Annotated in this window: 11 protein-coding genes and 1 tRNA gene; 8 read left to right on the top strand and 4 right to left on the bottom strand. The window is 60.5% G+C overall.

Features of this window, described 5'->3' with window-relative positions; translation table 11 throughout:
• Positions 1–59 precede the first annotated feature (59 nt).
• Genes JFU58_RS31840 through JFU58_RS31830 form a run of 3 tightly spaced genes read left to right on the top strand, consistent with a single transcriptional unit; the run spans position 60 to position 2904 of the window.
• The gene (locus JFU58_RS31840; RefSeq protein WP_201143093.1) at positions 60–1721 is read left to right on the top strand and encodes a vWA domain-containing protein; all 1662 of its coding nucleotides are present in this window, start codon (positions 60–62) and stop codon (positions 1719–1721) included.
• Between the two features lie 26 nt (positions 1722–1747).
• The gene (locus JFU58_RS31835; RefSeq protein ID WP_063033641.1) at positions 1748–2308 is read left to right on the top strand and encodes an RNA polymerase sigma factor; all 561 of its coding nucleotides are present in this window, start codon (positions 1748–1750) and stop codon (positions 2306–2308) included.
• Positions 2305–2904 (top strand): hypothetical protein, encoded by a 600-nt coding sequence (locus tag JFU58_RS31830; protein WP_201143092.1) that lies wholly within the window; start codon positions 2305–2307, stop codon positions 2902–2904. Before JFU58_RS31835 ends, JFU58_RS31830 begins: the two co-directional genes overlap by 4 nt.
• Before the next feature lie 132 nt (positions 2905–3036).
• On the opposite strand, the gene JFU58_RS31825 is transcribed toward JFU58_RS31830, so the two are convergent.
• Both JFU58_RS31825 and JFU58_RS31820 read right to left on the bottom strand, forming a co-directional pair.
• Complete coding sequence (locus JFU58_RS31825) at positions 3037–4044, bottom strand: Abi family protein (RefSeq protein ID WP_201143091.1); 1008 nt, start codon at positions 4042–4044, stop codon at positions 3037–3039.
• A 213-nt stretch (positions 4045–4257) separates the two neighbouring features.
• Positions 4258–4334 (bottom strand) — tRNA-Arg (locus JFU58_RS31820).
• Positions 4335–4729: 395 nt separating this feature from the next.
• On the opposite strand from JFU58_RS31820, the gene gabD reads away from it, so the two are divergent.
• From gabD to JFU58_RS31805, 3 genes are all read left to right on the top strand, one after another.
• The gene (gene gabD, locus JFU58_RS31815) at positions 4730–6172 is read left to right on the top strand and encodes an NADP-dependent succinate-semialdehyde dehydrogenase (protein WP_003218155.1); all 1443 of its coding nucleotides are present in this window, start codon (positions 4730–4732) and stop codon (positions 6170–6172) included.
• 182 nt (positions 6173–6354) lie between these two features.
• On the top strand, positions 6355–7632 hold the full coding sequence (gabT, locus tag JFU58_RS31810) for a 4-aminobutyrate--2-oxoglutarate transaminase (RefSeq protein ID WP_201143090.1): 1278 nt from the start codon (positions 6355–6357) through the stop codon (positions 7630–7632).
• A gap of 137 nt (positions 7633–7769) precedes the next feature.
• Positions 7770–8978, top strand: coding sequence for an HDOD domain-containing protein (locus JFU58_RS31805; protein ID WP_201143089.1), 1209 nt, complete (start codon positions 7770–7772; stop codon positions 8976–8978).
• Positions 8979–9099: 121 nt separating this feature from the next.
• Here the strand turns inward: JFU58_RS31805 and JFU58_RS31800 are convergent, their stop codons facing one another.
• Both JFU58_RS31800 and desA read right to left on the bottom strand, forming a co-directional pair.
• Complete coding sequence (locus tag JFU58_RS31800) at positions 9100–10098, bottom strand: sensor domain-containing diguanylate cyclase (protein WP_063033635.1); 999 nt, start codon at positions 10096–10098, stop codon at positions 9100–9102.
• A 199-nt stretch (positions 10099–10297) separates the two neighbouring features.
• The gene (desA, locus tag JFU58_RS31795) at positions 10298–11482 is read right to left on the bottom strand and encodes a delta-9 fatty acid desaturase DesA (RefSeq protein ID WP_017478062.1); all 1185 of its coding nucleotides are present in this window, start codon (positions 11480–11482) and stop codon (positions 10298–10300) included.
• A 166-nt stretch (positions 11483–11648) separates the two neighbouring features.
• Here desA and dibA point away from each other — a divergent pair, with 166 nt between their 5' ends.
• On the top strand, positions 11649–13559 hold the full coding sequence (gene dibA, locus JFU58_RS31790; protein ID WP_063033634.1) for a phosphodiesterase DibA: 1911 nt from the start codon (positions 11649–11651) through the stop codon (positions 13557–13559).
• Positions 13560–13881: 322 nt separating this feature from the next.
• Positions 13882–14064 (top strand): sulfur starvation response protein OscA, encoded by a 183-nt coding sequence (gene oscA / locus JFU58_RS31785; RefSeq protein WP_003170956.1) that lies wholly within the window; start codon positions 13882–13884, stop codon positions 14062–14064.
• Positions 14065–14101 lie beyond the last annotated feature (37 nt).

The following is a 14101-nucleotide window of genomic DNA, read 5'->3' as shown; positions in this document are numbered from 1 at the left end:
ATCACCCACTCCTTGCGTCTGACCTTGTGAACGGATCATTCACTCACGAGGTTCAGACCATGTCCCGTCCTGTTCTGCTGTTGCGTCCTGCCGCCCAAGGCTTTGCCGTGACCCTGCTGGTGGCGCTCGCCGGGTGTGGGCTTTCTTCATCCCGTGATGTGGCCAAGCCTGCTGAATCGGCACCTGTCGCGGAGCTGCACAGTGAGCCCGCCAGCGTTCAGGGGGCCATGGTCAAGCGGATGGTTGCTCCTGCACCGATGGCGTCGCGGTTGGTCATGAACGACGCCGTCGCCCTGCAATACGAGGCCGAGCCTCGGGAGCAATATCAAAACCTCCCGGACAACCCGATCCGCAGCGTGGCCGAAGCGCCGGTTTCCACCTTCAGCGTCGACGTCGACACCGGCAGCTATGCCAACGTACGACGTTTCCTCAACCAAGGCAGCCTGCCGCCCGAGGGTGCTGTACGACTGGAGGAAATGGTCAATTACTTTCCCTACGACTACGCCCTGCCTACCGACGGCTCGCCCTTTGGTGTGACCACGGAAGTGGCCCCCTCACCGTGGAACCCCCACACCCGACTGCTGCGCATCGGCATCAAGGCCTCGGACCGCGCCGTGGCGGACCTGGCACCGGCTAACCTGGTGTTCCTGGTAGACGTGTCCGGCTCGATGAATCGCCGCGAAGGCCTGCCGCTGGTCAAGAGCACCCTGAAACTGTTGGTGGACCAATTGCGCGACCAGGACCGCGTGTCGCTGGTGGTCTATGCCGGCGAATCGCGAGTGGTGCTCAAGCCCACCTCGGGCCGGGACAAAACCAAGATCCGCAACGCCATCGACCAACTCACCGCCGGTGGCTCCACCGCAGGCGCTTCGGGTATCGAAATGGCCTACCAAATGGCCCGCGAAGGGTTTATCGACAAAGGCATCAACCGCATCCTGTTGGCCACCGACGGTGACTTCAACGTAGGCGTGAGCGACTTCGACAGCCTCAAGCAAATGGCCGTCGACCAGCGCAAAAGCGGTGTGTCCCTGACAACCCTCGGCTTTGGTGTGGATAACTACAACGAACACCTGATGGAACAACTGGCCGATGCCGGTGATGGCAACTACGCCTACATCGACAACCTGCGCGAAGCCCGCAAAGTGCTGGTGGACCAGCTCAGCTCGACCCTCGCTGTGGTGGCCCGGGATGTGAAGCTGCAAGTGGAATTCAATCCGGCGCAGGTCAGCGAATACCGATTGCTCGGCTATGAAAACCGCGCCTTGAAACGTGAGGATTTCAACAACGACAAGGTCGACGCCGGAGAAATCGGTGCCGGGCACACGGTGACCGCGTTGTATGAAATTGTCCCGAAGGGGGAACAGGGCTGGCTGGAGCCCCTGCGCTACGCATCGGCGGCCAAGGCTGAGGGTAAAACTGATGAGTTGGCGATGTTGCGGGTACGCTACAAACCAGCGGAAGGCGGCAACAGCCGACTGATCGAACACCCGATCAGCAACCAGCAGAGCGGCAAACCCAGCGACGACCTGCGTTTTTCTGCCGCCGTGGCCGCCTTCGCCCAGCAACTCAAGGGTGATGGCCGCTACACTGGCACCATGAGTTTCAAGGACACGGCCGCACTGGCCCGCTCCGCTCGGGGCGACGACCCCTTCGGCTTGCGCAGCGAGTTTGTGCAACTGGTCGAATTGGCCCAGAGCATCCAGGCCCCGGCCAAACACTGATCCACCTCAAAGGAGTGCGCCACCTGATGGATTCACCCAGCGACGAAGCCCTGCTGTCCCGCTACCGCAGCGGCGACGGTGCAGCGTTCGAAGCCCTGTACGCGCGGCATCGACAGGGCCTGTACCGTTTTCTCGTGTCCTTGAGCAACAAGGCCGAACTGGCCGAGGAAGTGTTTCAGGACACCTGGCTCAGCCTGATCCGCAGCACCAGCGAGCTACAGGGCCGGGCGAGTTTTCGCACCTGGTTATTCCAGATTGCCCGCAACCGCCTGATCGACCACTGGCGCAAACACGGCATCCACAACCCGCTGCACGACAGCTACGATGAGCAGCTTCACGGCCAGCCCGACGACAGCGCCGGGCCCGAGCAACTGCTGAGCCTGAGCCGCGACCAGGCGCGCCTGGACAGTGCACTGCAAGACTTGCCCGAAGACCAGCGCGAAGTGTTCCTACTGCGCCTGCATGGCGAGCTGGAAGTGCCACAAATCGCCGCGCTCACCGGCGCCCCACTGGAAACGGTAAAAAGCCGCTTGCGTTACGCCCAGCAGAAACTGCGCCGACTGCTGGCCGAGGAGGTACCCGCATGACTGACTCCCGACATACCCAGGACTCGAACGACGACCTGCTGATCGAGCATTTCCGTCAACACACCCGCGGCGAGCCGCCGGCTTCCCTGGACGCCTTCATCTTGGCCACCGCCCACCGCGAAGCGCCCGTGCGGCAACCCGGCCTGTGGCAACGCTGGTTGCAGGCCTGCCAACGGCCGCGCTGGCAGATGGCATTTGCCACCGTCGCGGGTGTGGCCCTGATGATTGGTTTGGTCACGCGCTCGCCGGTGCCGCATCCGGAGTTATCCACAGGCACTTACGCGGCTGCTCCGCAAGAACTGGCCCGTCCGGCCCCGGCAGCAGCGCCGATGGCTCGATTCTCCGTGGCTCCGCAGGCCGATAGCGCACCGCAGGTGCAGGCAGAAGTCGCGGGTTCGCTGGCGGATGAGCCGGTGGCGAAGATGAGCAAGCGCGAGGCTGTTGTGCTGCCGCCATTGGAGCAAGGGCTGCAGGAAATCCTGCGGTTGCGGCAGGCAGGAGAGACGAAGGCGGCGGATGAGAAGCTGCTGGAGTTGCATAAGCGCTTTCCCAACGAGGATCTGCCGGCGCGGTTGGAGGCGTTGAAAAATCCTTGAGGTGGAGGTCGCCAGCTGGCGGTTGACGAGAAACTTCCGGCCTTTATAATCATCCGCAACACGGCCCCTGTCGGTTGATGCGCTTCGGTGCAGCAATTGCTCAGGGGTTTTTTATTGCCTTGATTTTTTCGATTACCAATCGCGCTCCTGCCAGTGGTGATCCACTCCCATGCCCTCCAAATTAAGATCAAGGTGGGACAAGTCTGGAAAGTCATTCTCCAATAGTGCTTTCAGCCGTCGTCCCCAGCTTGATGACGGATTGATGACCTTCATCAAGTGGTGGGTGATACACAAGAGCATAAAAGGCCGCGCGCGTCGGTGTGCATCATCATGGAATGCGGCCAATGCAGGAGCCTGTTCCTCAGGTGGCAGTTTTGGCTGATCAACGATGTTCCGATTCCACAGGCGACTGTGATGGGCGCATACGTTTCGCAGGTAGTTCAGGCTGCGCAGCCAGCTGGCGAAGACCCTGCCATTGCTGATTCCGTACTCTTGAGATATGGCATCTTGATCCGCCTCAGTCATGCCAGCATAAAGGGTCGACAACGTGCCGAAGTCCCAAATCTCGCAAGCCACCCAAACCGCCAACGGAAGGCCGTATTTTTCCTTGTTATGACGGATAAAGTCTTCGTTCGAGCGGCTGATCAATGCGGCGTGTTTGCCTACCCAGGCATGATGTTTGGTGAGCCCTGTTTTCCCGTCGATTTGGGTAGAAAAACTTTCATGGAAGAGCTCAGGTTTTAGATACGCAAACTTTTCGTGCTTGCCCAGCCCGTGGGATATGTCCACTCGCAATGCGATTTCGATACGTTCCAAGGCGTCCATGGTCAACAGGCGAAGTTTTTTATCAAACACATAAAGATCGACTGCGTTTTGGAAGGTAGTACCGGGTTTGAAAGTGTCTGGAGGGAGCCGCCCCGGTTTGGTTTTGCTCGGCTTCTGATTTTTGTGCTGAATAAGTGGGCAGCACAGCTCGGTGCGCTCACGAAAGGCGAACCAGTAGCCGCTGAGGCGGTAATAGCCAATGCGCTCCAGATACTCCAAGGCTTTAGATCGCTCAGTAACGATCATTCCGCGAGCTATCAATATCTCAAGTTGGTCCTGGTAGCTCTGCCAAGGTTTAGGGTAACCCTGGATCATTGGTGCATCACTTTAGGCATGTGCAAGTCCCTCCTGCTTGAAATCGATACAAGCGCCCGCCCTTCGATGTGTGGCGTCACTCGGGCTTTCACTTTGCTGGTCGAGAAACTTATGGTCAGCCATAAAACTGTTACTTTATTTGCATCTTCTTCCTTATCTTGCGCCCACAAAAAAGCCCCAGGCCTTTCGACCTGGGGCTTTTTCATCTGTATCTGGTGCACCCGGCGGGATTCGAACCCACGACCCCTGCCTTCGGAGGGCAGTACTCTATCCAGCTGAGCTACGGATGCTTGTGCGGGCGACATCATACCCATGTCGACCTTGGGCGTCCATGCCGCTTTTCGCCCGGCCGCCAGTAGGAATACGCGCTGCTGGCGCCCTGTGCCGGGCGTCTCGGCGCAATACGGTTGAACTCGCCTGAAACACGCTGATCAGAAAAATGGAGCAAATGCGCCGTTTTCGTTCTTTTTTTCGAACAGACTATTGCCCTGCACCCCCATTGATCCTAGGATTCGTTTGAGATTTCAAACGCTCCTGCCTGGGTGCTGAACCGCACATTTGTCCTTTCGTGCGCTATTTACGTGCTTGCGCCCAGTGAATGATTTCCCTGACGGCAGCCCTCAAGGCGCCTTTCAACAACTCTAATTCGCTCCGCGCGTGCGCGGTGCTGTTAAGGAAAGCCGACATGCAGCTCAAAGACACCCAGTTGTTCCGCCAGCAAGCCTTCATTGATGGCGCTTGGGTCGATGCGGACAACGGTCAAACGATCAAGGTCAACAACCCCGCTACCGGCGAAATCCTCGGTACCGTGCCAAAAATGGGCGCCGCCGAAACCCGTCGCGCCATTGAAGCAGCTGACAAGGCCCTGCCGGCCTGGCGTGCACTCACCGCCAAGGACCGCGCCAACAAGCTGCGTCGCTGGTTCGAGCTGATTATCGAGAACCAGGACGACCTGGCTCGCCTGATGACCCTGGAGCAAGGCAAGCCGCTGGCCGAAGCCAAGGGCGAAATCGTTTACGCCGCTTCGTTCATCGAGTGGTTCGCCGAAGAAGCCAAGCGCGTCTACGGTGATGTGATCCCCGGCCACCAGCCGGACAAGCGTCTGATCGTGATCAAGCAACCGATCGGCGTTACCGCTGCCATCACGCCGTGGAACTTCCCGGCCGCGATGATCACCCGTAAAGCCGGCCCGGCCTTGGCAGCTGGTTGCACCATGGTGCTCAAGCCTGCATCGCAAACCCCGTTCTCCGCGTTCGCCCTGGCCGAACTGGCCCAGCGTGCCGGCATTCCGAAAGGCGTGTTCAGCGTGGTTTCCGGCAGCGCCGGCGATATCGGCAGCGAGCTGACCAGCAACCCGATCGTGCGTAAATTGTCCTTCACCGGCTCCACCGAAATCGGTCGCCAGCTGATGGCCGAATGCGCCAAGGACATCAAGAAAGTCTCCCTGGAACTGGGCGGCAACGCGCCGTTCATCGTGTTTGACGATGCAGACCTGGATAAGGCCGTCGAAGGCGCGATCATTTCCAAGTACCGCAACAACGGTCAGACCTGCGTCTGCGCCAACCGTCTGTACATTCAGGATTCGGTGTACGACGCGTTCGCCGAGAAACTGAAAGTGGCGGTGGCCAAGCTGAAGATCGGCAACGGTCTGGAAGAAGGCACCACCACCGGTCCGCTGATCGACGAGAAGGCCGTGGCCAAGGTTCAGGAACACATCGCTGATGCCCTGAGCAAAGGCGCGACCCTGTTGGCCGGCGGCAAGGTGATGGAAGGCAACTTCTTCGAGCCGACCATCCTGGTCAACGTGCCGAAAGACGCTGCCGTGGCCAAGGAAGAAACCTTCGGCCCACTGGCGCCGCTGTTCCGTTTCAAAGACGAAGCCGAAGTGATCGCGATGTCCAACGACACCGAGTTCGGCCTGGCGTCCTACTTCTATGCCCGCGACCTGGGCCGTGTATTCCGTGTGGCTGAAGCCCTGGAGTACGGCATGGTTGGCGTCAACACCGGGTTGATCTCCAACGAAGTGGCGCCGTTCGGCGGCATCAAGGCTTCGGGCCTGGGCCGTGAAGGTTCCAAGTATGGGATCGAGGATTACCTGGAAATCAAATACCTCTGCCTGGGCATCTAAGCCCGGCGCGAGCTTGCAGTAGACGCAAAGGGCACGAGAGCGCTGTCCCTTTGCGTGTTTCACACCGTTATTCGTAGTGGCCGGGAAAGCTGTGGCAGTCGATCATCGCATGCTGCCGTAGTTGCCTCCCCGCCACGTATTCCTTGGACCACGCCACCCGATGAGTGGCGAATGAGGACTTTATGAGCAAGACCAACGCATCCCTGATGAAACGCCGCGAAGCCGCTGTACCACGCGGTGTTGGCCAGATTCACCCGATCTTCGCCGAGTCGGCGAAGAACGCCACCGTGACCGACGTTGAAGGTCGCGAGTTCATCGACTTCGCCGGCGGTATCGCCGTGCTGAACACCGGTCACGTGCACCCGAAAATCATCGCGGCCGTGACCGAACAGCTGAACAAGCTGACGCACACCTGCTTCCAGGTACTGGCCTACGAGCCGTACGTTGAGCTGTGCGAAAAAGTTAACGCCAAGGTCCCGGGTGATTTCGCCAAGAAAACCCTGCTGGTCACCACCGGTTCCGAAGCGGTAGAGAACGCCGTGAAGATCGCCCGTGCCGCCACTGGCCGTGCCGGCGTGATCGCGTTCACCGGTGCCTACCATGGTCGCACCATGATGACCCTGGGCCTCACCGGCAAAGTCGTGCCGTACTCGGCCGGCATGGGCCTGATGCCAGGTGGCGTGTTCCGCGCGCTGTTCCCGAACGAACTGCACGGTGTGAGCGATGACGACTCCATCGCCAGCATCGAACGCATCTTCAAGAACGATGCCGAGCCACGTGATATCGCTGCCATCATCATCGAGCCGGTGCAGGGCGAAGGCGGTTTCTACGTCGCGCCTAAATCGTTCATGACGCGCCTGCGCGAACTGTGCGACAAGCACGGCATCCTGCTGATCGCCGACGAAGTGCAAACCGGTGCCGGCCGTACCGGTACCTTCTTTGCCATGGAACAGATGGGCGTTGCCGCCGACCTGACCACCTTCGCCAAATCCATCGCAGGCGGCTTCCCGCTGGCCGGCGTATGCGGCAAGGCTGAATACATGGACGCCATCGCCCCAGGTGGCCTGGGCGGCACCTACGCTGGTAGCCCGATTGCTTGCGCTGCGGCCCTGGCCGTGATGGACGTGTTCGAAGAAGAGCACCTGCTGGACCGCTGCAAGGCTGTCGGCGAGCGCCTGGTGACCGGCCTGAAAGCTATCCAGGCCAAGTACCCGGTGATCGGCGAAGTGCGTGCGCTGGGCGCAATGATTGCGGTCGAGCTGTTCGAAGATGGCGACAGCCACAAGCCGAACGCCGCTGCGGTTGCTTCCGTGGTGGCCAAGGCTCGCGACAAGGGCTTGATCCTGCTGTCCTGCGGCACCTATGGCAACGTGTTGCGCGTGCTGGTTCCGCTGACCTCGCCGGACGAGCAGTTGGACAAAGGCCTGGCGATCATCGAAGAGTGCTTCTCCGAGCTGTGATCGAAAGTTGACCTGATCGACAAAAAACCCGCTTAGGCGGGTTTTTTTGTGCCCGATGAACGGTATTCAGCCGTTGTTCATTGTACCCGGGCGGCTCCTTTGTCTAAGGTGCTGGTATTGCCGATGGAGCGTGCTGGATGACTGCTGTTGATTTACCTGCTGTACCCCGTGTGCTGATTGCCGAGGCCGACCCTTGGTCCCGGGATTTGCTCAAGCAGGTGTTGCTGAATGTGCGCTGTGACGCACGGCTGGATGTGTGCGCCGATGGCCAGCAAGCCGCCGAGCTGCTGCGTGACAAACCCTACGACTTGATCCTCGCTGATTGGGAGCTGCCCGGCGTCGATGGCCTGAGCCTGTTGCGCAGTGTGCGCCAGCAACGGCGCACGCCGCTGTTGCCGTTTATCCTGCTGGGCACCCGCAACGACAGCGCCAGCGTGCACGAAGTCTTGCCCCTGGCGCCGACGGCGTACCTGACCAAACCCCTGAACATGGAAAGCCTGACCCAGCGCCTGCAAGACCTGCTGCTGAATGAAGGCGAGACGGTGTATTGCGAAGTCCCGGCCCTGGCGCCGGGCATGACCTTGCCGGTGTTTCTGGAGCGCCGCCGCGAAGCCTCCGACGGCGCCCCGCTGCGGGTCGACGTGCAGGCCGCGGTGCAACATAGCCTGGAACCGGAAGGCCTGGACCTCAGGCGTCTGGAGGAGCAGGTGCGCGTGGACCCGCAAATCACCGCTGTGCTGATCGCCGCCGCCAACAGCGCCGGGTATCACGGCTCGCCGGTACAAACCCTGGCCATGGCCCTGCACAAGCTGGCGGCCGGGCAGAGCATGAACCTGATCCTGGGGCTGGCCCTCAAGCACAACGTGGTGCTGAGCGACCCTGGCCTCAAGGATTACGCCGAGCGTTACTGGCAGCTTTCCCAACGCACCGCCGATTACGCCCGCAGCCTGGCGCGGATGCTCGACCTTGATCACGAGCGCTGCTACAGCGCCGGCATCCTCCATCGCCTCGGCGACCTGGCCTTGCTGCGGTGTCTGCAAGACTGGTTGCAGGGTGGCGGCGAACTGGATGACGAAGCGATTGGCGAGTCTCTCTACACCTTCGGCGCGGCCTATGGCTCGGCGTTGCGCACACGCTGGCGCTTGCCGCTGGAGTTGCGCCAGTTGATCGCGGCGATATATTCGCTGGAAGGTGGGGTGTATTCCCGGGAGGCGCTGGTGGTGAACCTGGCGGCGCGGCTGGCGCGGCTGACCGAGCATGAAGGCGTCGAGGCATTGGCGAAAGGCAAGACGGCACGCTTGCTCAAGGTGGGTTTGCCGGAATTGACGCGTATGCGCAAAACCTAGCAGGCGATGCGGGCCCAGTGTGGGAGCTGGTTTGCCTGCGATAGCATCATCCCGGTACAACTGACCCACCAAGGTGCCTGCATCGCGGGCAAGCCCGGCTCCCACAGGTAATCGTGTAGCGTCAGCCGACGAGCACGCGGTTTTTGCCTTGGCGCTTGGCCTCGTACATCGCGGCGTCGGCGCGGGCGAACAGGCTGTCCACGTTGGCATCCTCGGCTGTCAGGCTGGCCAGGCCCTGGCTGACGGTGACCGCGTAGCTCTCACCGTCATGGCTGAAACTCAGTTGTGCGATCTCGTGCCCCAGGCGTTGGGCCACCTGCATTGCCATCTCCGGTGCGCAACCGGGCAGCACAGCGGCGAATTCTTCGCCGCCAATGCGCCCGAACAGGTCGCCACGGCGCAGAACCCCTCGACCGCTCTCGGCGATACGCTGCAACACCTGATCGCCCTCCAGGTGGCCGTAGGTGTCGTTGACCACTTTGAAGTCATCAATGTCCAGCAACAGGAACGCCAAAGGCGTGCCTTGCAAACAGGCGCGTTCGAACTCGTGGTGGGCGCACTCGAAGAAGTGCCGGCGGTTGCTGCTGCGGGTCAGCACGTCGGTAGTGGCCAGGCGATGGAGTTCCAGCTCAAGCTGCTTCTTTTCAGTGATGTCCTCGGCCATGCCCACCACGATCACGGGTTGGCCGGGCTCGGCCTGCTGGCTGATGTAGCACTTGTCGCTGAGCCAGCGGATCTGCCCGTCGGCGGTGATGATGCGGTACTCGCGGTCTTCCACGGCGCCGCTGTGCAGCACTTGGGCCAGGCTGTGCTCGGCGTAGTCGAGGTCTTCGGGGTGAATGCTGTTGCGCCATTCCCGATGGTCGGCCAGCAGCATGCCTGCCGCACGTCCGAAAACCCGCTCATAGGCCGGGCTGACATACAGCACACGGCGGGTGTCCCACTCGATGGCCCAGAGCACGGCATTCACGCTGACCAGCAGTGAACTCAGCAGTTGCTCGCGTTCACTCAAGCGTTCCACTTCGCCTTGGGCATGCATCAGCGCCAGCAACGTAGCGGCGGCTGCCGGTCGTGGCTGGTCGTGGACGGGGGTGTCGGTGAAGGTCTTTTCGGGGACCATCGGCACAACTCTCTCTGGGCATGCCGCGGGGTTGGGCAGCTGTTACAACAAGGGCCGCCGGGATGGCGAAGTGTTGTTTGAGAGGGGGAATTTGCAGCTAAGTTCCGTTATCAGTGCCGATTGCGCGTGATTAGGACGCGTCCGGTATATGGCGTCAAAAACCGGTGGCGAGGGAGTTGCTCCCTCGCCATGGTACGTATCAGACCGCCGCAGGCCGCAGCGAATAGGTCTTCAGTTGATGGGCAAAGTCCCGCAGGGATTGAATCCCGCTGGCTTCGGCCTCGTGTACCCATTCCTTGATCGCCGCCAGCATGTCGTGGCCGTTGGTGCTGGTTTTCAGCCAGATCTGTTGCAGGGCCAGGCGCTTCTCATAGATCACTTTCAGGGCCTGGCTGTGTTCCAGCATGCTTTGGATGCGCACGTGGTGGCGGTCATCCAGCAGGCTGGTTTCCCGCGACAGCAGGCGCTTGGCGCGATGGAATTGGTGACGCACCGAGTGATCGACCTTCTCCAGTTCCTGCTTGACCAGCGGGCCAATCACCAACTTGCGGTACTGGGCCATGATCTGGAAGCGGTTGTTGAGGATCGCCATGGCGGTGTCCATGTCCAGGTGGCCCTTGCCTTCGACCTGGTGGGCGATCGGCGCGACCCGTTGCACCTTGGCCAGGCGCAGGAAGCTGAACACTTTGATCCAGGCCCAGCCCAGGTCGAACTCCCATTTCTTCACCGACAGTTTGGCGGAGTTGGGATAGGTGTGGTGGTTGTTATGCAGTTCTTCGCCGCCAACGATGATGCCCCAGGGAATCAGGTTGGTCGCCGCATCACGGCATTCGAAGTTGCGGTAGCCGATGGCATGGCCCAGGCCGTTGATCACGCCGGCGGCCCAGAACGGGATCCACATCATCTGGATGGCCCAGATGGTGATGCCGATGGTGCCGAACAGTAGCAGGTCGATCACGCCCATGATCGCCACGCCCAACAGCGGGTAGGGGGTGTAGAGCTTGCGTTCGATCCAGTCTTCCGGGCAGTTCTTGCCGTAGATGCGCAGGGTCTCGGGGTTTTCGGCCTCGGCGCGGTACAGCTCGGCGCCTTTGCGCAGCACGGTGGACAGGCCCTTGATCACCGGGCTGTGGGGATCGTCGACGGTTTCGCACTTGGCGTGGTGTTTACGGTGGATAGCGGTCCACTCGCGGGTGTTCTGCGCCGTGGTGAGCCACAGCCAGAAGCGGAAGAAGTGTTTCAGGCCAGCATTGAGCTCCAGGGAGCGGTGGGCTGAATAGCGGTGCAGATAGACCGTGACCCCGACAATGGTCACGTGGGTCATCAACAGAGTGACTGCCACCAGTTGCCAGGCCGACAAGTCAAGAAAACCGTTGTACCACATAGGCTGTATGGCCCTCAGATAAAGAAAAAACCAGCTTGCGCATTATCACTAAGCCTACAGATAAAACCAGCCGCCCTTTCAGATAGGAGTGACTGGATGTTTCTTATTCTATAATCCGTAACCTTTGTAGGGCGAATCTGGTTTTTTAGTAAGGATCACTAAACATATGCTGTTTTCATACCGAGGTGCCCTGCGTGCAGGGCTGGTGTACCTGCTGGTTTCGATTGTGTGGATTCAGCTCAGCCATCAGGTATTGATCAACTTTATCGATGAACCCGTGGAACTGGGCCGCTGGCTTCAGATGCGCGGTTACGTGTGGGTCAGCCTCAGTGCCCTGGTGATCTACCTGCTCTGCGCCCGTTTTGCCCGGGCGAACCTGGTCCAGCAGCCACTGCGGGAAAACCGTGAGCGCCTGCGCCAGGCCGCTGCGGTATTCGATTGCACTCGTGAAGGTGTGCTGGTCACTGACGCCCAGGGGCTGATTGTTCACGTAAACCGGGCCTTTATCGAAATCACCGGCTACCAGTGCGAAGACGTATTGGGCCACCGGCCGAGCCTGTTCAAGTCCGGACGTCACTCGGCCAGTTTCTACCAAGCCATGTTCCAGACCCTGGAGCGCGACGGTGAGTGGAGCGGCGAAATCTGGAACCGCCGAAAAAGCGGCGAAATCTACCCCCAGTGGCAGACCATCCGGGTGATCCGCGATGATCAGGGCCAGATCAGCCACTACGTCGCGGTGTTCTCCGACATCAGCGCCATCAAGCACTCGGAGCACGAGTTGGCGCACCTGGCCCACCACGACCCGCTGACCGACCTGCCCAACCGCCTGCTGTTCACCGACCGCGCTGAACAGGCCCTGGCGTCGGCGCAGGCCCATAAACGCGGCTGCGCCTTGCTGCTGTTGGACCTCGACCACTTCAAGATCATCAACGACAGCCTCGGCCATAACGTCGGCGACCAGTTGCTCAAGACGGTCGGCGAGCGCCTGCAAGGCCTGTTCGGCCCCGGCGTGACCCTGGCACGATTAGGCGGCGACGAATTCGCGGTGCTGGCGGAAAGTTGTCCACAGCTGGTCCAGGCTGCCGCGCTGGCACAACGTATTCTCGACGCGATGAAAGAGCCGTTCATCTTCGACGGTCATCAACTGTTTATCAGCGCCAGCATCGGCATCAGCCTGTTCCCCAGCGATGCCCTGAGCGCCGAGCAATTGCTGCGCAACGCCGACTCCGCGTTGTTCAAGGCCAAAAGCGCTGGCCGCGAAGGCTACGCCTTGTACACCGAAGAACTCACGGCCCACGCCCAGCACCGGGTGGAAATGGCCGGCGAACTGCGCCGCGCCCTGGAGCAGCAAGAACTGCGGGTCTATTACCAGCCGGTGCACGAACTGCAGAACAGCCGCCTGATCGGCGTCGAAGCCCTGGTGCGCTGGCAGCACCCGGAGCGCGGTTTGGTGCCGCCGGGAGATTTCATCCCGATTGCCGAGCGTACCGGGCTGATTGCCGATATCGACGCCTGGGTCATGGACCAGGCTTGCCGCCAGATGTGCCAGTGGCTGGCCGACGGCGCGCCGCTCACGTTTCTCGCGGTGAATGTGTCCAGTCGCCTGTTTGCCCGGCGCGAGCTGTACGACCAAGTGGCCAAGGTATTGCACGACACCGGGCTGGATCCGGCATTTCTGGAGTTGGAAGTGACCGAAAGCGCGGTCATGGAAGACCCGGAAGTCGCCCTTGAGCAGATGCACCGCCTGCGGGAGTTGGGCCTTCGCCTGGCCATTGATGACTTTGGCACCGGTTATTCATCGCTGCTGCGGCTCAAGCGGCTGCCGGTGCAGAAGCTGAAGATCGATCAGGGCTTTGTCGCCGGGTTGCCGTGGGATGAGGACGATGCGGCGATTGTGCGGGTGGTAATCGCGTTGGCGCAGAGCATGGGCATGCAGGTGCATGCCGAGGGCATCGAGCAGGTCGATCAGGCGCGGTTTCTGTTGGACCAACAGTGCGACCTGGGCCAAGGGTACTGGTTTGGTCGGCCGATGCCGGCCAGTGAGCTGGATTGGCATAGAGCGCCGACAATTTGCTAAACGCCGCCTGGCTCGATTTGAAACAGGATCAAGTGTGGGAGTGGGCTTGCTCGCGAATACGGTGGATCAGCCAACCTATGTATTGACTGACACGCCGCCTTCGCGAGCAAGCCCGCTCCCACATTTGGATCTCCACACGGCTTTATTTCACGGGTCGGCCCGCAAAACCTCTCGCAACCCCACGTCCCACCAGAAAATTCTTTCTGGTTATATAAACATTCTTAAATAGTATTTTTAAGAATATCCGCGCTTATCTACTATCGCCCTCACGCCGCAAGCAGTGCCGCCACTGCGAGGCACTTCTCATTTCAGGAGCACGACCATGAGCGCATCTCTACGTAGCGTTGACGGCCAGGACGAAGCAGCCATTTTGCGCGAGATCCAGAGCGCCCTGCGCGATCTGCGGTTTGGTGCGGTGGAAATCACTGTGCACAACGCCCAGGTAGTACAGATCGAACGCAAAGAAAAATTCCGTTTGCAGAACCCGGGCAATAAACCGAGCTGAGCAAGATCGGCGATTCGATTGCAAGACCCGCAACTAT

Source organism: Pseudomonas sp. TH34, from assembly GCF_016650865.1.
Lineage (GTDB): Bacteria > Pseudomonadota > Gammaproteobacteria > Pseudomonadales > Pseudomonadaceae > Aquipseudomonas > Aquipseudomonas yamanorum.
Note: the sequence above shows the minus strand (reverse complement) of the source record. Positions and strands in the feature narration are given on the sequence as shown.

Coding starts and splice junctions, on each gene's coding strand:
- JFU58_RS31840 (WP_201143093.1), top strand. CDS start 60: ATGTCCCGTCCTGTTCTGCTGTTGCGTCCTGCCGCCCAAGGCTTTGCC.
- JFU58_RS31835 (WP_063033641.1), top strand. CDS start 1,748: ATGGATTCACCCAGCGACGAAGCCCTGCTGTCCCGCTACCGCAGCGGC.
- JFU58_RS31830 (WP_201143092.1), top strand. CDS start 2,305: ATGACTGACTCCCGACATACCCAGGACTCGAACGACGACCTGCTGATC.
- JFU58_RS31825 (WP_201143091.1), bottom strand. CDS start 4,044: ATGATCCAGGGTTACCCTAAACCTTGGCAGAGCTACCAGGACCAACTT.
- gabD (WP_003218155.1), top strand. CDS start 4,730: ATGCAGCTCAAAGACACCCAGTTGTTCCGCCAGCAAGCCTTCATTGAT.
- gabT (WP_201143090.1), top strand. CDS start 6,355: ATGAGCAAGACCAACGCATCCCTGATGAAACGCCGCGAAGCCGCTGTA.
- JFU58_RS31805 (WP_201143089.1), top strand. CDS start 7,770: ATGACTGCTGTTGATTTACCTGCTGTACCCCGTGTGCTGATTGCCGAG.
- JFU58_RS31800 (WP_063033635.1), bottom strand. CDS start 10,098: ATGGTCCCCGAAAAGACCTTCACCGACACCCCCGTCCACGACCAGCCA.
- desA (WP_017478062.1), bottom strand. CDS start 11,482: ATGTGGTACAACGGTTTTCTTGACTTGTCGGCCTGGCAACTGGTGGCA.
- dibA (WP_063033634.1), top strand. CDS start 11,649: ATGCTGTTTTCATACCGAGGTGCCCTGCGTGCAGGGCTGGTGTACCTG.
- oscA (WP_003170956.1), top strand. CDS start 13,882: ATGAGCGCATCTCTACGTAGCGTTGACGGCCAGGACGAAGCAGCCATT.